This is a genomic window from Mesorhizobium sp. M0159, from assembly GCF_040322295.1.
Classification (GTDB): Bacteria; Pseudomonadota; Alphaproteobacteria; order Rhizobiales; family Rhizobiaceae; genus Mesorhizobium.
Genome location: NZ_JAMYTF010000019.1, coordinates 16,344 through 38,684, shown reverse-complemented (window position 1 = coordinate 38,684; position 22,341 = coordinate 16,344). Strand labels below are relative to the sequence as shown.

The 22,341-nt window shown below is 63.0% G+C and carries 22 protein-coding genes; 14 read left to right on the top strand and 8 right to left on the bottom strand.

The genetic code is table 11. The features are described from left to right. Positions 1–29 precede the first annotated feature (29 nt). Positions 30–923: a DMT family transporter gene (locus tag NKJ32_RS19025; RefSeq protein WP_352474383.1), complete on the top strand. Its 894-nt coding sequence runs from the start codon at positions 30–32 to the stop codon at positions 921–923. 207 nt (positions 924–1,130) lie between these two features. Here the strand turns inward: NKJ32_RS19025 and mutL are convergent, their stop codons facing one another. Continuing rightward, positions 1,131–2,981, bottom strand: coding sequence for a DNA mismatch repair endonuclease MutL (gene mutL / locus NKJ32_RS19020; protein ID WP_352569794.1), 1,851 nt, complete (start codon positions 2,979–2,981; stop codon positions 1,131–1,133). 88 nt (positions 2,982–3,069) lie between these two features. Beyond that, positions 3,070–3,972: a LysR family transcriptional regulator gene (locus tag NKJ32_RS19015; RefSeq protein WP_352569795.1), complete on the bottom strand. Its 903-nt coding sequence runs from the start codon at positions 3,970–3,972 to the stop codon at positions 3,070–3,072. 103 nt (positions 3,973–4,075) lie between these two features. Between NKJ32_RS19015 and NKJ32_RS19010 the strand changes: the two genes are divergently transcribed. Then, positions 4,076–5,065 (top strand): zinc-dependent alcohol dehydrogenase family protein, encoded by a 990-nt coding sequence (locus NKJ32_RS19010; RefSeq protein ID WP_352569796.1) that lies wholly within the window; start codon positions 4,076–4,078, stop codon positions 5,063–5,065. Between the two features lie 17 nt (positions 5,066–5,082). On the opposite strand, the gene NKJ32_RS19005 is transcribed toward NKJ32_RS19010, so the two are convergent. Then, on the bottom strand, positions 5,083–5,985 hold the full coding sequence (locus NKJ32_RS19005; protein WP_352569797.1) for a LysR substrate-binding domain-containing protein: 903 nt from the start codon (positions 5,983–5,985) through the stop codon (positions 5,083–5,085). A gap of 92 nt (positions 5,986–6,077) precedes the next feature. Here NKJ32_RS19005 and NKJ32_RS19000 point away from each other — a divergent pair, with 92 nt between their 5' ends. From NKJ32_RS19000 to NKJ32_RS18975, 6 genes are all read left to right on the top strand, one after another. Continuing rightward, positions 6,078–7,628, top strand: a complete 1,551-nt coding sequence (locus NKJ32_RS19000) for a trimethylamine methyltransferase family protein (protein WP_352828450.1) — start codon at positions 6,078–6,080, stop codon at positions 7,626–7,628. Between the two features lie 42 nt (positions 7,629–7,670). After that, entirely contained in the window at positions 7,671–9,320 is a 1,650-nt protein-coding gene (locus NKJ32_RS18995) for an ABC transporter substrate-binding protein (protein ID WP_352569800.1), read from the top strand. A gap of 105 nt (positions 9,321–9,425) precedes the next feature. Then, positions 9,426–9,905: a DUF3828 domain-containing protein gene (locus tag NKJ32_RS18990; RefSeq protein ID WP_352569801.1), complete on the top strand. Its 480-nt coding sequence runs from the start codon at positions 9,426–9,428 to the stop codon at positions 9,903–9,905. 4 nt (positions 9,906–9,909) lie between these two features. Then, positions 9,910–10,467, top strand: coding sequence for a hypothetical protein (locus tag NKJ32_RS18985; RefSeq protein ID WP_051406072.1), 558 nt, complete (start codon positions 9,910–9,912; stop codon positions 10,465–10,467). Between the two features lie 11 nt (positions 10,468–10,478). After that, positions 10,479–11,663, top strand: coding sequence for a mandelate racemase/muconate lactonizing enzyme family protein (locus NKJ32_RS18980; RefSeq protein WP_023674392.1), 1,185 nt, complete (start codon positions 10,479–10,481; stop codon positions 11,661–11,663). Continuing rightward, entirely contained in the window at positions 11,663–12,559 is an 897-nt protein-coding gene (locus NKJ32_RS18975; RefSeq protein ID WP_352645899.1) for an alpha/beta hydrolase, read from the top strand. The genes NKJ32_RS18980 and NKJ32_RS18975 overlap by 1 nt, the downstream gene beginning before the upstream one ends. Before the next feature lie 14 nt (positions 12,560–12,573). Here the strand turns inward: NKJ32_RS18975 and queF are convergent, their stop codons facing one another. Beyond that, complete coding sequence (queF, locus tag NKJ32_RS18970; protein WP_023674394.1) at positions 12,574–13,035, bottom strand: preQ(1) synthase; 462 nt, start codon at positions 13,033–13,035, stop codon at positions 12,574–12,576. A 113-nt stretch (positions 13,036–13,148) separates the two neighbouring features. On the opposite strand from queF, the gene NKJ32_RS18965 reads away from it, so the two are divergent. Next, positions 13,149–15,194 (top strand): oxidoreductase, encoded by a 2,046-nt coding sequence (locus tag NKJ32_RS18965; RefSeq protein ID WP_352645897.1) that lies wholly within the window; start codon positions 13,149–13,151, stop codon positions 15,192–15,194. A 132-nt stretch (positions 15,195–15,326) separates the two neighbouring features. On the opposite strand, the gene NKJ32_RS18960 is transcribed toward NKJ32_RS18965, so the two are convergent. After that, positions 15,327–15,734: a hypothetical protein gene (locus NKJ32_RS18960; RefSeq protein WP_023674396.1), complete on the bottom strand. Its 408-nt coding sequence runs from the start codon at positions 15,732–15,734 to the stop codon at positions 15,327–15,329. Between the two features lie 117 nt (positions 15,735–15,851). Here NKJ32_RS18960 and NKJ32_RS18955 point away from each other — a divergent pair, with 117 nt between their 5' ends. Both NKJ32_RS18955 and NKJ32_RS18950 read left to right on the top strand, forming a co-directional pair. Continuing rightward, positions 15,852–16,280 (top strand): MarR family winged helix-turn-helix transcriptional regulator, encoded by a 429-nt coding sequence (locus tag NKJ32_RS18955; RefSeq protein ID WP_023674397.1) that lies wholly within the window; start codon positions 15,852–15,854, stop codon positions 16,278–16,280. Positions 16,281–16,300: 20 nt separating this feature from the next. Beyond that, the gene (locus NKJ32_RS18950; RefSeq protein WP_352593119.1) at positions 16,301–16,543 is read left to right on the top strand and encodes a type II toxin-antitoxin system Phd/YefM family antitoxin; all 243 of its coding nucleotides are present in this window, start codon (positions 16,301–16,303) and stop codon (positions 16,541–16,543) included. Positions 16,544–16,548: 5 nt separating this feature from the next. Here the strand turns inward: NKJ32_RS18950 and NKJ32_RS18945 are convergent, their stop codons facing one another. Both NKJ32_RS18945 and NKJ32_RS18940 read right to left on the bottom strand, forming a co-directional pair. Further along, positions 16,549–18,345 carry a putative bifunctional diguanylate cyclase/phosphodiesterase gene (locus tag NKJ32_RS18945; RefSeq protein ID WP_352828445.1) on the bottom strand — a complete coding sequence of 599 codons (1,797 nt, stop codon included), beginning with the start codon at positions 18,343–18,345 and terminating at the stop codon, positions 16,549–16,551. Positions 18,346–18,364: 19 nt separating this feature from the next. Further along, on the bottom strand, positions 18,365–18,619 hold the full coding sequence (locus tag NKJ32_RS18940) for a hypothetical protein (protein WP_352755973.1): 255 nt from the start codon (positions 18,617–18,619) through the stop codon (positions 18,365–18,367). 265 nt (positions 18,620–18,884) lie between these two features. Between NKJ32_RS18940 and NKJ32_RS18935 the strand changes: the two genes are divergently transcribed. From NKJ32_RS18935 to NKJ32_RS18925, 3 genes are all read left to right on the top strand, one after another. Continuing rightward, positions 18,885–20,072: a glycine C-acetyltransferase gene (locus NKJ32_RS18935; protein ID WP_352569808.1), complete on the top strand. Its 1,188-nt coding sequence runs from the start codon at positions 18,885–18,887 to the stop codon at positions 20,070–20,072. Between the two features lie 78 nt (positions 20,073–20,150). Further along, the gene (gene tdh, locus NKJ32_RS18930) at positions 20,151–21,185 is read left to right on the top strand and encodes an L-threonine 3-dehydrogenase (protein WP_352593130.1); all 1,035 of its coding nucleotides are present in this window, start codon (positions 20,151–20,153) and stop codon (positions 21,183–21,185) included. 32 nt (positions 21,186–21,217) lie between these two features. After that, a complete protein-coding gene (locus NKJ32_RS18925) occupies positions 21,218–21,841 on the top strand; it encodes a DUF4304 domain-containing protein (protein ID WP_352755975.1) in 624 nt (207 codons plus the stop codon). 30 nt (positions 21,842–21,871) lie between these two features. Here the strand turns inward: NKJ32_RS18925 and NKJ32_RS18920 are convergent, their stop codons facing one another. Further along, positions 21,872–22,309: a MarR family winged helix-turn-helix transcriptional regulator gene (locus NKJ32_RS18920; RefSeq protein WP_352755983.1), complete on the bottom strand. Its 438-nt coding sequence runs from the start codon at positions 22,307–22,309 to the stop codon at positions 21,872–21,874. Positions 22,310–22,341: the final 32 nt, after the last annotated feature.

The window sequence follows — 22,341 nt, the reverse complement described above, 5'->3', positions numbered from 1 at the left end:
TCATGGCATTGGATCGCGAGGACACCCAGATGAGCGCTTACACCGGCACGTTGAATACGACACAGCGCATGGATGCCACGGCTGCCATCGCGGTGGCGCTGACGGTGGTCGGCTGGGCCTCCGCCTTTCCGGCGATCCGCGCCGGCCTTGCCGCTTTCGGGCCGCTGGAACTTGGCGCGCTGCGCTTTGCCATCGCCGCGGTTCCGGCGGCGATCTTCCTCGCGGTCAAGCGGCCGGCGCTGCCCAGGCTCGATGAACTCTGGCGCTTTGTCTTCGGTGGTGCCGTCTTCGTCGCGCTCTACACGGTGATGCTCAATTTCGGCGAGCTGACCGTTTCGGCCGGTGCGGCCGGCTTCATCATCAATGTCAGCCCGATCTTCACCGCCATCATGGCCATGGCGCTGCTCGGCGAACGCTTCTCGGGCCTCGCCTGGGCCGGCACATTCCTGTCCTTCGCCGGTATCGGGATCATCGCCATGGGCGAGGGGCAAGGGCTGCATTTCAACAATGGTGCGCTGCTTGTCCTCGGCTCGGCGCTGTGCTCGGCCGTCAACACCATCGTCCAGAAGCCGCTGTTTGCCCACCATCACCCGCTGACGATCTCGGCCTCGAACATGGTGCTTGGCGCGCTCTGCCTGTCGCCGTTCCTGCCGAGCGGTCTGGCGCAGGCGGCGGTCGCCGACACCGCCGGGCTCGGCGCCGTCATCTTTCTCGGCATCGTACCCAGCCTGATCGCCTACGCTGCCTGGGCAACAGCGCTTTCCCGCCTGCCCGCGGCGCGTGCCTCGAACTTCCTCTATCTGGTGTCGCCGATGGCGACGCTGATCGGCTTCTTCTGGCTGGGCGAGGTGCCGACGCTGCTTGGCATCTTCGGCGGCGCGCTGGCGCTGGGCGGCGTCATCGTGGTGAATTTGAAGAGGTGAGCAAAGGGTTTGGGGCTGTGCCTGACTCGAAAAGAGCCGCTGTACAGCGGCTCTTTTCGTACCCCCCACCCCGCTGCTTCGCAGCGACTCTCCCCACAAGGGGGAGGGTAAGCTCCTCGCGAGGCGTCGGCGGGTAGGGCTCCCTACCTCCCGCTTGTGGGGAGGTCGGACCGAAGGTCCGGGTGGGGGCTGCGCCCTGCGAGTTCCTTATCGCCGCCCGAACAGTCGCTCGATATCCGCCAGCTTGAGCTCGATATAGGTCGGGCGGCCGTGGTTGCAGGTGCCGGAGCCGGGCGTCGCCTCCATCTGGCGCAGCAGCGCGTTCATCTCTTCCGGTTTGAGCAGGCGGCCGGAACGCACCGAGCCGTGGCAGGCCATGGTCGCGGCTATTCTGTCCAGCCGCTCCTTCAGCGTGTCGACCGTGTCGTTGTCGGCGATCTCGTCGGCGAGGTCGCGCACCAGTTGCTGGACGTTGGTCTCGCCGAGCATCGACGGCGTCTCGCGCACCGCGACGGCACCGGGGCCGAAGCGCTCGATGCCGAGGCCGAAGCGGGCCAGCGTCTCGGAATGCCTGGCAAGCCGCTCGGCATCCTCTTCCGACAGATCGACAATCTCGGGCAACAGCAGCATCTGCGACGGCACCGCGCGTGAGTGGAGGGCGTTCTTCAAGGCCTCGTAGACCAGCCGCTCATGCGCCGCATGCTGGTCGACGATGACAAGCGAATCCCTGGTCTGGGCGACGATATAATTCTCGTGCACTTGCGCGCGCGCCGCGCCCAGCGCCGTGCCGAGCAGCGTTTCCGCCGCTTCGTTTTGCCCGGCGCGCGCATCGGCGCTGTGCAGCGGCCCGGCGTCGAAGGCCGCCTGCTCGTCCTCGCCGAACCCGTCGCCCATATTGAGCGGCCGCTGCGGCGAACGGGCAGGATCGAACCCGGAAAAGCCCGATGCCCGATAGGCGGCCTCGTAGCTGCGGTGACCGTTGGCCGGGCCGCCATGCGCATAGGATGCGGCGCCTGGCCGGAACGCGGTCATCATGCCGGCGGCCCCGGTGGTGGCGGCGCGGATGCCGGCATTGGCCAGCGCTTCGCGGATGGCGCCGACGATCAGCCCGCGCACCAGCCCCGGGTCGCGGAAGCGCACGTCTGCCTTGGCCGGATGGACGTTGACGTCGACGATCGCCGGATCGAGCCTCAGGAACAGCACGGTGACGGCATGGCGGTCGCGCGGCAGCACGTCGGCGAAGGCGCCACGAATGGCGCCGGCGATCAGTTTGTCACGCACCGGACGGCCGTTGACATAGGCGTATTGCTGCAGCGCGTTGGCGCGGGTGAAGGAGGGGACCGAGACATGGCCGGCGAGATGCACGCCGTCCCGCATCGCGTCGATGGCGATCGCATTGTCCGGAAAGTCGGCGCCCATCACCTGCGCCACCCGGCGCAGCCGGCCTTCCGGGCTGTCGTCGGTCGCCGGCAGTTCCAGCGTCGAGCGGTCCGGGCCGGCCAGGGTGAAGCGCACGGCGGGAAAGGCGATGGCGATGCGCTTGACCACGTCGCCGATGGCCGTGCTTTCGGCGCGCTCGCCCTTCATGAATTTGAGCCTTGCGGGCGTGGCGAAGAACAGGTCGCGCACCTCGACCGTGGTTCCGCGATTGGCCGCCGCCGGCCTGACCGCGGAGACGCGGCCGCCGTCGATACCGATCTCGGCGGCGTTTTCACTGGACGCGGTGCGCGAGCGGATCGACAGCCGCGCCACCGAGCCGATTGACGGCAAGGCCTCGCCGCGAAAGCCGAGCGAACGGATGTCGTGAATGTTGTCGGCGAGCTTGGAGGTGCAATGGCGCGCGATCGCCAGCGCCAGTTCTTTTTCCGGAATGCCCGAGCCGTCGTCGCTGACGCGGATCAGGTTCAGCCCGCCGCCGGCGGTGACGATCTCGACTCTGGTAGCGCCTGCATCCAGCGCGTTCTCGACCAGTTCCTTGACCACGCTTGCCGGACGCTCGATGACTTCACCGGCGGCGATCTGGTTGATCATCGTTTCGGAAAGCTGGCGGATCGGCATGGGGCACTATAGGCGGATTCGTGGTCGATGCGGGAGGGCGGAATTGAGGAAATCCACGCAGCTGATCGCGACTGGCCGCTCGTGCACTTCAAGTCATGAGCTTGGGCAGCGCTGCCGCCAGTGCATCGACGGCAAGACGGACTTTCATCGGCAGGTGAGGCGTCTGCAACCACAGCGCATGGGCGTCATAGAGAAACCGTGGCTGTTCCGGCAGCAGCGGGACAAGTACGCCCGCCTGAATGCGCTCGCGAACCATCCAGTATGGCAGCCAGGCGAGCCCCATGCCGGCGGCCGCGGCATCGGCGATGGCATCGAGATCGTCGAGCCCCAATCTGCTGACGGGCCTGACCTCAATCGCGGGGTGGCCGTTGCGCGGAAACAGCCACGGCTGAACGGCACGCCCGGAACGGCGGTAGATGATCGCGTGATGGCTGCCGAGGTCATCTATTTGCTGCGGCCGGCCGTGCCGGTCGAGATAGGACGGCGATGCGCAGACGAGCATGTGCTGGCGCGCGATGCGACGTGCCATTACCCCGGCCTGGTCCTCCAGGTCGCCCGTTCTAATGGCAAGATCGCAGCCGTCCTCGGCGAGGTCGGCGAGGGCGTCGCTGAACGACAGGTCAAGTTCCAGCGCCGGATATTGCTGCGCAAGCCCGAACAGGATCGGGGCAACGCAGCGCCGGCCGAAATGCACCGGCATGAGGACACGCAGTTTTCCGCGCGGTTCGGCAAGCTGGTCGGCGGCGAGTGCATCCGCGGCCTCCGCTTCGGCAAGCACCAGCCGGCAGCGTTCATAATAGGCGCGCCCGAAATCGGTCAGGCTTTGGCGACGCGTGGTCCGATTGATGAGGCGCACGCTCAGGCGCTCCTCGAGAAACCGGACATGCTTGCCGACCATCGGCCCGGACAGATCGAGAGCCGCCGCCGCGGCTGCGAACGAGCCCAGGTCGACGGCTTTGACGAACACGGCCATGCTCGTAAGGCGATCCATATTCAAAACCTATAGTTTCTGCTGATCTACTCAAGCGACTATTTATCCGCCTGATGAGCGCTGGCATAGCTGATTCAGTTCAAATATTTTGGAGTTGTGACCGATGGCACGTGTCGTTCGCTTTCATGAGCTCGGTGGTCCCGAGGTCCTGCGCATCGAGAATGTTGACACGCCTGCGCCCGCGAGCGGTGAGATTCAGATACGCGTCAAGGCGTTGGGCATAAACCGCGCCGAGGCGCTGCTGCGTTCGGGGACCTACATCCAGACCGCGCCGTTGCCTTCCGGTCTTGGGCTCGAGGCGGCGGGTATCGTCGAGATGGTCGGCGAAGGCGTGGACGGGTTTGCGCCGGGCGATGCCGTCAGCATCGTGCCGCCATTGTCGATGGTCCGCTGGCCTGCCTATGGTGAGATTGCCACATATCCCGCCGAGCTCGTCGTCAAGCACCCGCCATCGCTGAGCTGGGAAGAGGCCGCCGCCGCGTGGATGCAATATCTCACGGCCTACGGTGCGCTGATCGACATTGCCAACCTCCAAAGCGAGGACTTTGTTGTCATTACCGCGGCCTCGAGCAGCGTCGGACTTGCCGCGATCCAGATCGCCAACATGATTGGCGCGACCCCGATCGCGGTCACACGGACATCTGCCAAGAAGCGGGCTTTGCTTGAGTTCGGCGCGGCCCACGTCATCGCCTCGGCAGAGGAGGACCTGGAAGCCAGGCTGAAGCGAATCGCCGGCCCGGACGGCGTGCGCGTGGTGTTCGACGCGGTCGGCGGGCCGATCTTCGAGCCTCTGACGGCAGCGATGGCACGGGATGGCATTCTCATCGAATATGGCGGCTTGAGCCCCGACCCGACCCCCTTTCCGCTACCTGCAGTGCTGGCCAAGACGCTGACGCTGCGCGGCTATCTCGTCCATGAGATCGTGCGCGATCGGGTCCGGCTGCAGGCCGCCAAGGCGTTCATCCTTGACGGACTGAGCTCGGGTTCGCTGAAGCCGGCAATCGCCCGAACCTTTCCGTTCGACCAGATCGTCGAGGCGCACCGTTATCTCGAATCGAACGAACAGTTCGGCAAGATCGTCGTGACCGTTTGACCGGGCATTTATCGGCCTCACGCCTGCGCCGCCAGCCAGTCCCGCACCTTGCGGGCGTTGTCGCTGAGTTCGCGGTTCTTCGACCAGATGACATGAAAGCCCTTGCCGGTCGTCATCGTGTGGCCGGTGACGCGCACCAGCAGCCCTGATGCCAGCAGCCGCTCGGCGAGGTGACCCCAGCCGAGCGCGATGCCTTGCCCTTCCATGACTGCCTGGATCACCAGCGCATAGTCGTTGATGCGCAAGCCGCGTCCGGCATCGGCGATGTCGACACCGGCCGAGGCGAACCATTCGTCCCAGCTCGCGGCCTCGCGAAACGGCTCTTCAAGATGGATGAGGCGGTGCGATTGAAGGTCCGCGACACGCTCCGGCAGCCCGAACCGTGCCACGTAACTAACGCCGGCAACGGGGAATATCACCTCATCGGCCAGCGGCAGCGAATGATAATCCGGCCATTCCCTGGGCTCGCCGCCGCGGACGCCGAGCGGGATGTCTTCGGCGATGATGTCGAGATCGCGGTCGGCGGTCTGGATGCGCAGGTCGATGCCCGGCAATTCGTCGCGAAACTGCTGCAGGCGCGGCATCATCCAGAACGAGGCGAAGGCGGTCGAGGCCGCGAGCGTCACATGCGCGCCGACGGCGATCTGGCGCAGATCCTCCGCCGACTTGCGAATGTGCGACAGGCCGAGCGAGACGTCGGCATGGAAGCGGTCGCCGGCCTCGGTCAGGCTGACTTGCCGGTGGCGGCGCTGGAAGAGTTTCGCGCCGAGCTGCTCTTCGAGCCCACGGATCGCATAGGAGACGGCAGCCTGCGTCATGCCGAGCTCGCGCCCGGCGGCGGTAAAGCTCGACAGCCGCCCGGCGGCCTCGAAAACGATCAGGCTGCCGGCCGACGGCAGCAGGTGGCGCAAGCTTCGCATAAGCTGAGCTTATACAAGAGATCAGGATTTTCCAGCGTCACAGCTGCATTTTGTCTGGCTAGATTGGTCACCAACAGGAATATGGAGCCTTCATGAACGCACCGGCCGTTGAAGTGAGCGAACACACCAACCGCCGCAGCGGTGGCCGCCTGGGGCGCAAGGCGCTGCGGGGCGCACCCATAGCGTCGTTTCCAACCCTGGTCCGCCAGATTCCCGTCTATCAGATGGTTCCGGACGAGGCGGTTGAGCTGATCCACCAGGAGTCGCTCTCCATCCTCGAAGAAGTCGGATGCGAGTTCCGCGACGACGAAGCGATCGCAATGTGGAAGGCGGCGGGCGCCGATGTCTCGGAGACAAGGGTCCGGATCGACCGCGCCCTGCTGGTGGAGCTCATCTCGAAGGTCCCGTCGGAGTTCACGCTCAATGCGAGGAATCCTCAGCGTTCCGTACGTGTGGGTGGAAACAACTCCATCTTCGTGCCGATGTACGGGGCGCCTTACGTACGCGACCTCGACAACAACAGGCGCTACGGCACACTCGCCGACCTCAACAATTTCCACAAGCTCGCCTACATGGCGCCGGCGCTGCATTCGTCGAGCTCGATCATCTGCGAGCCGATGGAAATCGCGGTGCCGAAACGTCACCTCCACATCATCCATTCGGCGCTGAAGCACTCCGACAAGCCGTTCATGGGCATCGTGACCTCCAGGGATCGAGCCGAAGACACGATGGCGATGGCAGGCATCGTGTTCGGCGAGGATTTTGTCCGCGACAACCCGGTCCTGGTGTCCATCACCAACTGCAATTCGCCGCTGGTGTGGGACGCCACCATGCTGGACGCGATGAAAGTCTATGCGCGCCACAACCAGCCGCTGATCCTCGCCCCCTTCGCCCTTTGCGGCGCCTCGACTTCGGCCTCTGCCGTCGGTGCGGTCGCGCAGGTCAATGCCGAAGCGCTGGCGGGCGTCGCGTTCACACAGCTCCTGCGTCCGGGTTCGCCGCAGATCTACGGACAGTTCATGGTGACGGTCGACATGAAGACCGGCGCTCCCATGGGCGGCACGCCGGAGGCGGCCCAGATGATGTATCTCATGGGCGCGCTGGCGCGGAAGTATCGTCTGCCGTGGCGCACGTCCGGTTTCCACGTCGGCTCGAAGCTGAACGACGCCCAGGCGGGCTACGAGGCGAACATGCTGATGCATGCCGCCATCCTTGCCGGCGCCAACTACATCTGGCACTCCGCCGGTTGGCTCGAGGCCGGCCTGACCTGCGGCTATTCGAAATTTGCCACCGACTGCGAGCAGCTTGTCGGCTGGTACAAATATGCTGGCGGGCTGCCATTCGACGATTTCAAGGAGGCTATGGCGGCTATCCGCGAGGTCGGACCGCAGGGCCATTTCCTCGGCACCCAGCACACGCTTGAACATTTCGAGTCCGCCTTCTTCATACCGAGCATCATGGACTTCAATTCGTTCGAACAGTGGAAGGCGGAAGGAGCAAAGGACCACGACACCCGCGGCCGCGAGAAAGCGCGCAACATGCTCGCCGATTATGAGGAGCCGAAGCTCGATGAGGGCATCGCCGATGGTCTCAAAGATTTGATTGCGCGGCGCGAGGAGAAACTGCCGGACAGCGTTAGTTGATCACGGGCGAAGACCCGATGCGAACCATAAGGGAGGAAAAAAATGACACTCTTCAGAAGCAACGGCGATCGCGTACCGAGCGCCATCGAAGCAATGGCCAGCGAGGCGCGCGCCGGTCGCGTCGACCGGCGGGAGTTTCTGGCCCTGGCAAGCGCTTTCGGCGCATCGGCGGCCCTTGCCTACGGCATGATTGGACTTGCCGTGCCGGAGCGGGCTTTGGCTGAAGAGCCGAAGAAAGGCGGAACGCTGCACGTTTCGATGTCGGTGAAGGCGCAAAAGGACACGCGCACCTACGACTGGGTGGAACTTGCGAACATTTCACGCTGCTGGCTCGAGCCGCTTGTCCGCTACACCCGCCAGTTCACATTCGAGCCGGTTCTGCTCGAAAGCTGGGAGGTCAACGACGACGCCACCGAATACGTGCTGCATGTGCGCAAGGGCATCGCCTGGAACAACGGCGATGCTTTCAACGCCGATGACGTGGCCTACAATCTGACGCGCTGGTGCGAGAAGGCTGCCGCCGGCAATTCGATGGCCGCGCGCGTCGGTGCGCTGATCGATGCAAAGACCGGCAAGGCCAGGGAAGGGGCGATCACCAAGGTCGACGACAACACGGTGAAGCTGAAGCTGAACGAGCCGGACATCTCGCTGATCCCGAACTTCACCGACTATCCGGCGCTGGTGGTCCATCGCAACTTCGACGCCGACGGCGCCAATCCGATCGAGAAGCCGATTGGCACCGGGCCGTTCGAACTGGTGTCTTATGCGGTCGGCCAGAAAGCGGTCGTCAAGCGTCGTGAAAATGGCAAATGGTGGGGCGGTGAAGCGCTTCTCGACGGCGTCGAATTCATCGACTACGGAACCGATTTCAACGCCTCGATAAATGCATTCGACTCCGGCGAAATCGACCTCAACTTCGAGACGCCGGCCGACTTCATAGACATTCTCGACAAGATGGGGCTGGTCAAATCGGAGGTCGCGACAGCGACCACGCTCGTCGCCCGGACCAACATCACGAACAAGCCCTATGACGACAAGCGGGTTCGCAACGCCCTCCAGATGGCCGTCGACAACAAAGCGGTGCTCGAACTTGGCTACGCCGGGCGAGGCACTGTTGGTGAAAACCACCACGTCAGCCCGATTCATCCGGAATACTACGCGCTGCCCAAGAAGACACGCGACGCCGCGGGCGCCAAGAAGCTTATGGCCGATGCCGGGCAGGACGACTTCGAGCATGAACTGATCACCGTCGAGGACGATTGGCAAAAGAACACCGGCGACGCTATTGCCGGCCAGTTGCGCGATGCCGGGATCAAAGTGAAGCGCACCGTGCTGCCGGGGTCGACCTTCTGGAACGACTGGACGAAATACCCCTATTCGATGACCATCTGGTACATGCGCCCGCTTGGCGTACAGGTGTTGGCGCTCGGCTATCGCACCGGCGAGGCCTGGAACGAAACCGGCTACTCGAACCCTGATTTCGACGCCAAGCTCAAGCAGGCTCTTTCGCTCATCGACGTGGAAAAGCGCCGCGAGGTCATGAAGGACATCGAGCAGATCCTGCAGGATTCGGGCGTCATCATTCAGCCGTTTTGGCAGAAGCTGTTCAGCCACATGAACGAGAAGGTGAAGAACTACGGTGTCCACCAAACCTTCGAGATGGATCTCCAGAATGTCTGGCTGAACGCCTGAGTTGCCAGCAGAGGACGCGTTGCAGGATTTCATGGACCGCAAGAAAGCCGACGGGCAAGATGCGTGGTACTGATAGCTTCCGTCAGTGAACAATCGGGGACACCCATGAAACTGCCACTTTTTGTTGCCGCGCTTTCGATGGCTGTGCCGGCGGCCGCGTTTGCCGGCCCTGCTGCCAACGCCGTGAAGTTCTTTTATGTCCCGTCGGTCAAATTCGAGGCCGATGCGCAATATCGCGACCGCTTCACCGCACCGGTGACGAAACTGTTCGAACTGAACGACAATGCGGCAAAGAGCCATCCGGATGAAGTTCCCTGCATCGACTTCGCCCCTGGTCTCGATGCGCAGGACTATGACGAGAAGACCGTGGCCAAGACGCTGACGCTGGCCGAAACGCTGGATGGCGACAGCGCCGAGGTGACGGCGACGTTCAACCTTTTTCCGGAAGGCGATGATTCCAAACGCGAAATGGTCTGGTCATTGAAGAAGATCGACGGCAAGTGGAAGGTCGCCGACATTACCTCGAAGACCAGCGGCTGGACGCTGAGTGCGCTCGAATGCCTGGCCGGGCAGCCTCCGGAGTGACGCCGTGCTTCGCTGCCATCCCTGGATTTTGGCGACTGCGTGCCTGCTGGCCGGATTGAGCAGCGCCGCCGCTCAGGGCCTGTTCGGCGCGCCGCCCGCAAACGCGCCGGCCGACAGTGCGGCACCTCCGCCGGCAGTGTTGCCGCCGGCAGAAAACGCGCCGGCCGCACCCGTGCAGCCGGGCTCGCCGACTGCGGTGGTGAAGCCGTTCTACGAGCATGCCGGGCTCGAGGTCGATCCGGCTCAGCGGGGCCATTTCACCGACCCGGCAAAGTCGGTGCTCGACAAGAGCGACGCGCTGCGGAAGTCGGGGCAGGGCGAGTGCCTCGATCCCAACATGGCGCTCGACAATTCCGAATACGACAAGGCGGAGATCGACAAGAGCCTGAAGACCATCGAAGCGGTCAAGGGCGACGAGGCCAAGGTCGTCGTCGCCTTCGTCGCCGCCGGCAACCCGCATCGGCTGGAATGGAAGTTCAAAAAAATCGACGGCGACTGGAAGATATCGGACCTGCTCTCGGTGACCGGCGAATGGGCGCTAAGCCAATACCAGTGCGAGTGAGAACGGAATCGATGAAGATCACCAACATCCGCGTCACCCACGTCAACGTCCCGCTCGATGCTCCGTTCTGGTGGACGGCTGGTCTCTACGGCGGCGCGTCGAAATCGATCATCGAGGTCGAGACGGACGAAGGCGTGGTCGGACTGGGCGAGGCGCCATGGTGGCATTTCGGCGAGGTGATCAAGGCCGAGATCGCGCCGGCGCTGATTGGCGCCGATCCGCTCGACATCGCCGACTGCGAGGCGCGCTGCGTGCCGCCCTGGCAGATTACCGCCAACACCGGCGAGAATGCAGCCACGGTGGCGTTCGGCGCCGTCGAACTGGCGCTGTGGGATATAAGAGGCAAGGTCTTCGGCATGCCGCTCTACAAGCTGCTCGGCGGCGCGGTGCGCAAGGACATTCCGTTTTCGGAATATTTCGCCTTTCGCCCCGCTCAAGGCGGAGCCGGCGGCGAGATGACCGCCGAAGCGATCGTCGACTACTGTCTCGGCATGCGAGAACAGCACGGCTCGACGATCTTCGAGGGCAAGCTGATCATGGGCGATCCCGAGCTCGAGATCAGGACAGTGCGCATGCTGCGCGAGGCGCTTGGCGATAAAGCGCAGATCAAACTCGATTCCAACATGCAGTGGTCGCTGACCACAGCGCGCTGGGTGCTGCGCGAGATCGAGCCGTTCAACATCCGCAACTACGAGGATCCGGTCGCGACCTTCGAGGAGATGGCTGCGCTGCGCCAGCATTCGCGCATTCCGTTCTCGACGCACATCCCGGATCTCAGACGGGCAGTCGCGCTCGGTGCGCCGGATTACTTCGTCTGCAATTTCGCAGCACTCGGCGGATTGTCGAAAACTCTGAAATTCATTGCCGCCTGTGAGGCGATGGGCAAGGGGTTCTGGTGCTATTCGAACGATCTCGGCATCATGACATCGGCTTATCTGCACGTCGTGGCGGCAACGCCATGGATCACCGAGGCGTCGCAATCCCTGTTTCGCTGGCAGATCGGCGACGTGATCAAGGACGGCCCGTTCAAACAGATCGCCAACACGGTGCGCGTGCCGGAAGGTGACGGGCTGGGTGTCGAGCTCGCCCCGGCGGCAATGAAACGCTGGTCAGCACACTTCGCCGAACACGGGCCGATGCACCATTTCAGCGATCCGAACAGTCCCGGCCGTTACCGGCGGCTGCCGCTCAACTGATGCGAAGTGCACGTGACCGATCGATGAGAAGAGGTCCTGTCGTGGTTGCTTTATTCGCGGCGGTTTGCGTCCTGGCCTGCGCTGTCACCTGGGAGGCAGGAAGCCGCGCGGTGGCCCGCGTGCCTCAGCAAAGCTTCACGCTGCCTGTGGGGTTAGAGGTGGAGCGCATCGTTCTGAAGCAAGAGGGCGCGCCCGATCTTGCCGGTTGGGTGGCGGATCGGCAGGACAGTTGCGGAACAATCGTGCTGTTACACGGACGCGGTTCAAACAAGCTGGCCATGGTTCCAAGAGCGAAGCTGCTTTTCGAAAGCGGCTACTCGATCGTGCTGTTCGATCTGTCGGGACATGGCGAAAGCGGCGGCGATATCAGAGGCTTTGGTTACATCGAACGGCAGGACGCCAGCCGCATCCTCGCCTTTGCGCGGCAACGCTTCGCCGGTCGCAAGGTGGCGGCCATCGGCTCGTCGCTCGGTGCGGCTGCTTTTGTATTTGGCGCTCAGCAGGAGCATGCCGATGCCTATGTCCTGGAGCAGCTCTACGCGACTTTGCTGGAAACCACGGCGTTGCGAGCGCCCTTGCCTATGTTGCGCGACGTACAGGCGACCATCCTCTTGGCGCAGATGCAGCTCCGCCTTGACTTCGGGGTAGATGATGTCAGGCCGGTCGATCGCATCGGCGCGATTGATCGGCCGATATTGCTGCTAGGTGGCAATTCGGATCCGTTTGTCGCTCGCAGCCAGACACTGGCGTTGAAAGATGCGGCAGGCGCTGACGCAAAGCTGGTCTGGTTCGACGGCGCGCGGCATGTTGATCTCTATCGCTATGACCAACAGCGGTACCGCGACGCGGTGATGCCTTTCCTGGAGACTAACCTGTGCCGGACCGGGATCAGGTGAGCCGCTTCGTCCGATTAGCCGCGTCCGCGATAGGGTGCAACCCCTGTGTCGGGCAGCCACACACCTTCCGGCGGTGCGCCGGTCTGCCAGAACACGTCGATCGGAATGCCGCCGCGCGGATACCAGTAGCCGCCGATGCGCAACCACAATGGCTTGGTCGCGGCGATGATGCGGCGGCCGATCATCACCGTGCATTCTTCGTGGAAGGCGCCATGGTTGCGAAACGAGGTCATGAACAGCTTGAGCGACTTCGATTCCACCAGCAGCGCATCGGGTGCGTAGTCGATGACGATATGGGCGAAGTCCGGCTGGCCGGTGACCGGGCAGAGCGAAGTGAATTCCGGGCAGGTGAAGCGAACGATGGCCGGCGGGCCGTCGCCGCGCGAAAACGGCACGGTTTCCAGGACTGCCGCTTCAGGGCTCTGTGGCGCCTCGACGTTGGTGCCGAGCTGGGTGAGGTTTTTCGTATCGGTCATGAGCAGGTTCCTTGCTGCATGTCGCCCAAAACTGTGCAGCGGATTTGGGACGGCGACATGCGTAAAAACAAAATTTGCCGCTCATTAGCACAATTTGAAACAGCAGGAAGACGATGACCAGCAACGATCCGCTTCTCCAGCCCTATCAGCTCAAGCATCTGACGCTGAAGAACCGGGTGATGTCGACCAGCCATGAGCCGGCCTATTCCGAGGACGGCATGCCGAAAGAGCGCTACCGGCTCTATCATGCCGAAAAGGCCAAGGGCGGCATGGCGCTGACCATGACCGCCGGTTCGGCGATCGTCTCGCGCGACAGCCCGGCCGCTTTTGGCAATCTGCATGTCTATGACGACCGCATCGTGCCATGGCTCGCCGAGCTTACCGATGCCTGCCACGAGCACGATTGCAAGGTGATGATACAGATCACCCATCTCGGCCGCCGCACCGGTTGGAACAAGGCCGACTGGCTGCCCGTCCTGTCGGCTTCGCCGGTGCGCGAACCGGCCCATCGTGCCTTTCCCAAGACTATCGAGGACTGGGATATCGAGCGCATCGTCGCCGACTATGCGGCGGCGGCGCAGCGCTGCCAGGCTGCCGGCCTCGACGGCATCGAGTTCGAAGCCTACGGCCATCTGATGGACGGTTTCTGGTCGCCGGCCACCAACCAGCGCGACGACGATTTCGGCGGCTCGCTCGACAACCGGCTGCGCTTCACCGGAATGGTGCTCGACGCAGTGCGTGCCGCGGTCGGCGAAAAGTTCGTCGTCGGCATCCGCATGGTCGCCGACGAGGATTTCGAGAAAGGTCTGTCGAAACAGGAGGGCGTCGAAATCGCCAGGCGGCTGGCCGGCTCCGGCAAGGTCGATTTCCTGAACATCATCCGTGGCTCGATCGAGACCGATGCGGCGCTGACAAAAGTCATCCCGGTGACCGGCATGCGCTCGTCGCCGCATCTCGACTTTGCCGGCGAGATCAGGGCGGCGACGAAATTCCCGACCTTCCATGCGGCGCGGATTTCCGACGTCGCCACCGCGCGTCACGCCATCGCCACCGGCAAGCTCGACATGGTCGGCATGACGCGCGCCCACATCGCCGACCCACACATCGTCAGGAAGGTCATGGAAGGCCGCGAGCACGAGATCCGGCCTTGCGTCGGCGCCACCTATTGCCTCGACCGCATCTATGAGGGCGGCGAGGCGCTGTGCATCCACAATGCGGCGACGGGCCGCGAGGCTGATATCCCGCATATTATTCCGAAAACCGAGGGACCGAAGCGGAAGGTGGTCGTCGTCGGCGCCGGCGCCGGCGGGCTGGAGGCGGCGCGCGTCGCCGCCGAGCGCGGGCACCAGGTGACGGTGCTGGAAGCATCGAGCCAGGCCGGCGGCCAGGTGCGGCTGGCAACGCAGAACCCGCGCCGCAAGGAATTGATCGGCATCATCGATTGGCGTCTGGCCGAGCTCGACCGGCTCGGCGTCGAGATCCGTTACGACAAATGGGCGGAAAAGGACGATGTGCTGGCGCTGTCGCCCGACGTGGTGGTGATCGCCACCGGCGGGCTGCCGCAGAACCCGCCTCTGACGGCGGGCGACGATCTCGTCACCTCGAGCTGGGATATCATGGCCGGCAGCATCAAGCCGGCCGAGAATGTACTGCTCTATGACGACAATGGCGGCCATCAGGGCATGGGTGCCGCCGAACTGATCGCCAATAGCGGCGCCAGGCTGGAGCTGGTCTCACCAGAGCGCTTCTTCGCCCCGGAAATGGGCGGCATGAACCATGTGCCCTACATGCGCGCCTTCCAGGAAAAGGGGGTCACGGTGACCATCAACACACGGCTGCGCTCGGTGCGGCGCGAAGGCAACCAGCTGATCGCCGAGCTCGCCTCCGACTTCGCCGATGGCTGGCGCGGCGAGCGGCGGGTCGACCAGGTGGTGGTCGAGCACGGCACGCTGCCGCTCGACGATCTCTACCTGGCGCTGAAGCCGCTGTCGAAGAACGCCGGCGCGATCGATTACGAAAAACTGGTCAATGGCGGCGACATCTTTCCGGTGCGCAATCCGCAGAGTGGTTTCGTGCTCTTCCGCATCGGCGATGCAGTAGCCTCGCGCAACATCCACGCCGCCATCTATGACGGCATCAGGTTCGGCTTGCGGATCTGAGGAATATTGATTGGTGGCGCGCAGCCGAACCTCCGTACGGAGAGCCACCAGGCACGTCGGTCCGATCTGCGCGCCGCGCACGCCGCCGGCTATCGCCGGGCACCGTACGATCTTGCGATTGCGGCAGGACGCTCAAAACATCCTGGCGGTGGCCATGCAGAACACGGTGATGACCAGCAGGCCGCCAGCGATGCGTTCGCCTTTTGTCATCTTGGCGCGCAATTGGGTTTGCTTCGCCGCATCAGCGCCGGCCAACTGCCTGCTGGCGGAACCCACCAGCGCGCCCTGAACCCCGGCGGCGATTAACGCCGTCAAGATGCCCAGCGCCAAGACCTTCTCCATCGAGCCGAAAGAGCCGTTGTGGAAGAAATACCACAGCAGCAAGCCCGTGAGGAAAACCACGCCGGCTGCGCCCATTTGCGGCCGGAAGAAACGTTCCGCTCTGATCTCCGGTTCGCGGGCGACCGCGATGGTGGTGCCGGCCCAGAACACGCCCGCCATGACGTGAAGGCCGAGGACGATGATGTAGACATATTGCATGACCGCATTTCCTCTCTTGCCCACCGCTAGTCATATTGATAGATATCAAATGATTAGATGTCAACGCATAAGCTCGAGCCGGTTCCATAGGCTTTGCCCTTGTTCTAGTGTCGGATCATGACGCCCTTTGACCGCCCGCCGATCGGGATGAATCTCGCGCGCACCGCCAAGCTGGTTGCGCAGGCTTTCGACGCTGCCTTGGTCGAGGCAGGCGGCACGCTGCCGGTCTGGGTCACGTTGCTGTCGGTCAAGTCGCGGGAGCTGGCCAACCAACGCGAGCTCGCCGGCATGATCGGCATCCGGGGCGCAACGCTGACCCACCACCTCAACGCCATGGAGACGCAAGGCCTGCTGATGCGCCGCCGCGATCCCGAGAACCGCCGGGTTCACCAGGTGGAGCTGACCCAAGCCGGAGAAGCGCTGTTCCTGAAATTGCGCACCGCCGCGTTAGCCTTCGACAAGCGGCTGCGGAAAGGACTGTCCGACGACAGGCTGGCAGAGTTTGCACAGGTGCTGGCCGCGCTACGGGCCAATGTCGAGGGTTAGAAATTAGGATAGGAAACGCCATGCGCGAAATTTCGCTGAAGGATGCCGGGGCTACACTCTCGGCGCTGCTCGATCCGGTCGTCGCGGGAGAACCGGCCATCATCACCCGGCACGGCCGCAAGCAGGCGGTCATTTTGTCGTTTCAGGACTACGAAAGACTGGCGCGTGTGCCCAGCTTTGGACAATTGCTGGCAGGATTTCCCGGTGATGAGGATGACCTTCCGCCTCGGCAGATCAGGTCGGTTCGCAAGGCCGAACCATGACGGATCTACGCCCGGCAGCCCTGCAGCACCGTCAGCCTGGCCTTCTTGGGCGTTCGCGCCACCAGCCATTCGCGCACGCTGTCCGGCGGCATCGGGAAAGCGATGGAATAGCCCTGCACCTGGTCGCAGCCGATCGCCATCAGCGAGTCGAGCTCGGCTTCGGTTTCAGCGCCCTCGGCAACGATCGAGATGCCGAGACCGCGGGCGAGTTCTGTGAGGGCACGCACGATCTTGGTGTTGCCGCTGTTCTCGTTGATGTTCTGGACGAAACGGCGGTCGATCTTCAGCCGATCGATCTCGTTTGGATTGACATGGCTGAGCGATGCGTAGCCGGTGCCGAAATCATCGAGCTCAAGATGGATGCCGGCGGCGCGAATGTGCCGCAGCTTTGCCGCGATACCGGTCTTCTCGTCGTCGAGGATGACGGATTCGACGATCTCCAGCGACAGTTTGTGCGCTGGCAGGCCAGCCCTCTCCAGCATGTCGAACAGGAAGACTTCGAAATCTGTCTCGCGCAGCTCCGAGCCGGATACATTGACGGCGATCCGTCCGAAGGCGATGCCTGCGCGGTTCCATTCGGCTGCTTCGTCGATCGCCTTGGCGATGACGATGCGGCCGATCTCGGGCATGAGACCGCATTTTTCCGCGATCGGAATGAACTCGCCCGGCGCGATCATGCCGCGCTCGGCATGTCTCCAGCGAACCAGAGCCTCGATGCCGCTGATGCCGCCGTCCGACAGCGACACCTGCGGCTGGAAATAGACTTCGAACGCCTTCTCCGAGATGGCGGTCCTGATGTCGAGCTCGAGCTGCTTGCGATAATCGAGTTCGTGCCTCAGCTCCTCGGAGAAGAACGACAAGCTGCCGCCGCCCTGCTTCTTGGCCGAATACAGCGCCAGATCGGCATGGACGAGCAGATCCTGCGCATTGTCGGCGTCGACAGGGTAGACCGCAATCCCGGCACTTACGCCTGGATGGATTGTCGTGCCTCGAAAGACGATCGGCTTGTTGAGCTTGGTCAGGATGCGCCGGGCGACGGTATCGATGTCCTCGGTGCTGCCGGCGCCATTGAGAATCATGACGAATTCATCGCCGCCGAGCCGCACGTTGAGATCCGACGTACGGCACGAATCACGCATGCGCTGCGCAGCCGCCACCAGCACATAATCGCCGGCGGCGTGGCCGAACGTGTCGTTGATCTGCTTGAACCGGTCGAGATCGAACTGCACCACGGCAACCCGTTCACGCCGTCGCAGCGCCGCATTGATCAGCGTATCGAAATGCTCGGTCAGGAAGGTGCGGTTGTGCAGGCCGGTCAGCCCGTCATGCACGGCAATAAAGGCCATGGAATTGCGCGCATCGACCAGCTCGCGCGTCCGGCGCAGGATGGCATTCGACATCGGCCTGAAAATGAAAAACGCCACCAGCACGATGACGCCGATGGTCGAGTAGAACAATGTGCGGTTAAGATCGAGAAGTGTTTCGGATCGCTGGTCTGCAAAGGCGCTGATGCGCTGGCCAAGTGCGGCATAGCCCGACAATGTTGCATTGGCAACGGAAGCGTTCAGGTTGACGCGCTCCTCTCCGCCTTTGTAGCCACCATTGCCGGCCATGTTGAGCCGCGATTCGAATGACGAGATCAGGCGTTCGCCGTTGGCGATAAGCCCGACCGAGAAATAGTCGAGATGGTACGGCTTGGCGAAAAGCACGCTCTCGATCGATTTCGGATCGAACCTTGCCGGCGACGCCGGATCGGCGGCGGTCCGTTCGAGCAGCAGATCGTAGTTCTTCTCGAACTCCACCGTCGCTTGCTTGAGCGCGCTAACCAGGGCCGGCTGCTGGTCGTGAGGCGCTGCCTGTCGCGCCGGCGAGGAAGACGATGCGCTGTGACAGGGCCTTTTGTGTGCTGACGATATCGAGCAGCGCCTGATTGTGCCGTTGGGTAGACATCACCTGTTGCAGCAGGATGAAGGAGGCCACGACCATGGCGGCGATGATCAGCAGAGCCAGCCAGTAGCCGGATTTGATCAGGAGTATGAGCCTGCCTGAAACGGCGTGCACCGGCTGCTGCGACATTTTCTGAGGCGGCCCTCTCGCCAACGAATTCTTGTGCGACAACCTTTGGCTTCAAAGTGTTAACAGGTTTGGGACGGCAGCAGGCCGGCGGCGGCGACCGTGGCGGGAAACCCGCAAAGTGGTTATTGCAATCTTTCGCGGCGCCTCCGCATTTGAACATCGTGGCCTCTGCCGTGCCATTGCCGCCACCGAAGCGGTCGCTTTTGCGATGGATTTTTCGTCCGCGCGGCGCGACAGTCCTCGTCGATCTCAACAGGGCCTGATCATGACCGAAGCGTTCCTTTCCCACATCGACAGCGAGCTTGAAGGACTGAAATCGGCCGGCCTTTACAAATCTGAGCGGGTGATAACCTCGACCCAATCGGCCGAAATCGAGGTCGGTGGCGAGAAGGTGCTGAATTTCTGCGCCAATAATTATCTCGGTCTCGCCGACAGCGCCGAACTGGGGGAAGCGGCCAAGCAGGCGCTTGACCGTTACGGCTATGGCATGGCGTCGGTGCGCTTCATCTGCGGCACGCAGGAAGAACACAAGCAGCTCGAGGCGACGATTTCTGGCTTCCTCGGCATGGAGGATACGATCCTCTACGGCTCCTGCTTCGACGCCAATGGCGGCCTGTTCGAGACGCTGCTCGGCGAGGAGGATGCGGTCATCTCCGATGCGCTGAACCACGCTTCGATCATCGACGGCGTGCGGTTGTCGAAGGCAAAGCGCTTCCGCTACGCCAACAACGACATGGCCGATCTGGAGGCGCGGTTGAAAGAGGCGAGCGACTGCCGGTTCCGGCTGATCGCCACCGATGGCGTGTTCTCGATGGATGGCATCATCGCCAATCTGAAGGGCGTCTGCGACCTCGCCGACAAATACGATGCGATGGTGATGGTCGACGACAGCCATGCAGTTGGTTTCGTCGGCAGGAATGGCCGCGGCTCGGCCGAACATTGCGGCGTCGAGGGCAGGGTGGACATCATCACCGGCACGCTTGGCAAGGCGTTGGGCGGCGCGTCGGGCGGCTACACTTCGGGCAGGAAGCAGGTAGTCGACTGGCTGCGCCAGCGCTCGCGCCCCTATCTGTTCTCCAACACGCTGATGCCGGCGATCGCCGGCGCCTCGATTCGGGTGTTCGAACTGGTCCGCAATGGCGATGCGTTGCGTCAGCGCCTATATGCCAACGCAGCGCGGTTTCGCTCCGAGATGGGCAGGCTCGGCTTTACACTGGCCGGCGCCGATCATCCGATCATCCCGGTGATGCTGGGCGACGCGACGCTGGCGCAGGAGATGGCGGCGCGGATGCTGAAGCGCGGCATCTACGTCATCGGCTTCTCCTTCCCGGTGGTGCCGAAGGGCCAGGCGCGCATTCGCACGCAGATGTCGGCCGCCCATTCCGGCGCCGACATCGACCGCGCGGTTGAGGCGTTCGCCGCAGTCGGTCGCGAACTCGGCGTGATTTCCTGAGCGGCCGGATCAAGAGATTCAAGCGACTGAGATTCAAGCGACTGAGGTTCAGGCGACTAAGGTTCAGGGGACAAGAGAATGTCAAACATGATGAAGGCGCTGGTCAAGGCCAAGGCCGAGCCGGGCATCTGGATGGAAGAAGTGCCGGTGCCCGAGATCGGCCCCAACGACGTGCTGATCAAGATCAGGAAGACCGCGATCTGCGGCACCGACGTCCACATCTACAATTGGGACCAGTGGGCGCAAAAGACCGTGCCGGTGCCGATGGTTACCGGCCACGAATTTGTCGGAACCGTCGCCGATTTCGGCACGGCGGTGACCGAATACAAGGTTGGCCAGCGTGTCTCCGGCGAAGGCCATATCGTCTGCGGCCATTGCCGCAACTGCCGGGCGGGCAGGGGGCATCTGTGCCGCAACACGCTCGGCGTCGGCGTCAACCGGCCGGGCGCCTTTGGCGAATACCTGGCGATTCCACAGCACAATGTCGTGCCGATCCCCGACGACGTGCCGGACGAGATCGCGGCGATCTTCGATCCCTTAGGCAATGCGGTTCACACCGCATTGTCCTTCGATCTCGTCGGCGAGGACGTGCTGGTCACCGGCGCCGGGCCGATCGGCATCATGGGCGCGCTGGTGGCGCAGTGCGTCGGCGCGCGAAAAGTGGTCATCACCGACATCAACCCGGTGCGCCTGGCACTGGCAAAAAAGCTCGGCGTCCAGCATGTCGTTGACGCATCGAAGGAGAAGCTGCGCGACGTGATGCCGGCGCTCGGCATGACCGAGGGTTTTGACGTCGGCCTTGAAATGTCGGGCGCTGCGCCTGCCTTCCGCGACATGATCGACACTATGAACAATGGCGGCAAGATCGCCATTCTCGGCATTGCGCCGACCGGCTTCGAGATCGACTGGAATAAGGTCATCTTCAAGATGCTGCATCTGAAGGGCATCTACGGCCGCGAGATGTTCGAGACCTGGTATAAGATGATCGCCCTGGTGCAGGGCCCGCTCGATGTGTCGGGGCTAATCACGCACCGGATCGGCATCGACGATTACATTTCCGGTTTCGAAGCGATGAAGAGCGGCAATTCCGGCAAGGTGGTGATGGATTGGTAGGCCAGCTCACTGCCTGCACTTTGGGGGACAAAATGGCGGAGAACGAGCACGGACGTATCATTGCTTCGGAAGCAAAGACCGTACTGCAGCCGGCCGGATTTCGGCGAAAGGGGCAGTCACGTGTCTGGATCGCTGATCGTGGCTTCTGGCTGAGTGTAGTCGAATTTCAGCCCAGCTCTTGGTCCAAAGGCACTTACCTGAACGTGGCTGTCCACTGGCTTTGGGATTCGCTTCCGCAAACACTGACCTTCGATCGTTCTGAACGCGTCGGCGGGTTCGTTGAGTTCCAGAACTCCGCACAGTTTGTGCCACTGGTCGGTCAAATGGCGAGGAAGGTACTCGAAATTGATCAGATTCATCGATCGATGTTCCCTTCCGTGCAGGCGACAGCCGCGACCCTCGTGAATGAATTGCAGCTTGGTGCGTACGGCGAATGGGCAGCTTTCCACGCCGGGGTGGCGGCCGGCTTGGCTGGTGACTTTGAAACGGCAAGGCGGCTGTTTGAAAGCGTTCGAAGACACGCGGCTTCGCAGGCACAGGCGCTCCTGGCCTACATCGATGATCCGGTAGAATTTCGAAGCCATGTCAAAGGCATCATTGAAGCCGAACGCGCCTATTACGGTTTAGGAGCGTTGCCTGCCGCGGTAGCCATCTGATTTCTGCGACGGTCGAACCTATAGAGGATTTCAACCCAGGGTAAGTTTTGCCTCCAGCGCCGCTACCCCACTGACAATCGCCGCCCGCTCTTCCGCACCAAGCCTCTCCAGCAGCTCCCGCTCGAACGCCTTCGCCAGCGGCACCATTTCGCGATAGGCGGCAAGCCCCGCTTTGGTCAGCGTCAGATGCTCGACGCGACGGTCTTTCTCGTCTGGCGTGCGGGTCAGCCAGCGCCGCCGCTCGAGTTCGGCGACCGCGCGCGAAACCTTGGTCTTGTGCATGGCCGATTGCTCGCCGAGCGCCGTCGCCGTCATCGTGCCGTGCTGTCCAAGTCCCGCAAGCGTGCGCCATTCGGGCCGTGTCAGGCCGTGGCGGTCCTTGTATATTCTTGAGAACTCGCGGCTGACGGCATCGGCAAGCCGGTAAAGCCGGTAAGGTAGGAAGGATTCCAGTTCGAGGATTTCCATAGTTGGCCCTGACTGAGCATGCTGGCGGCTCA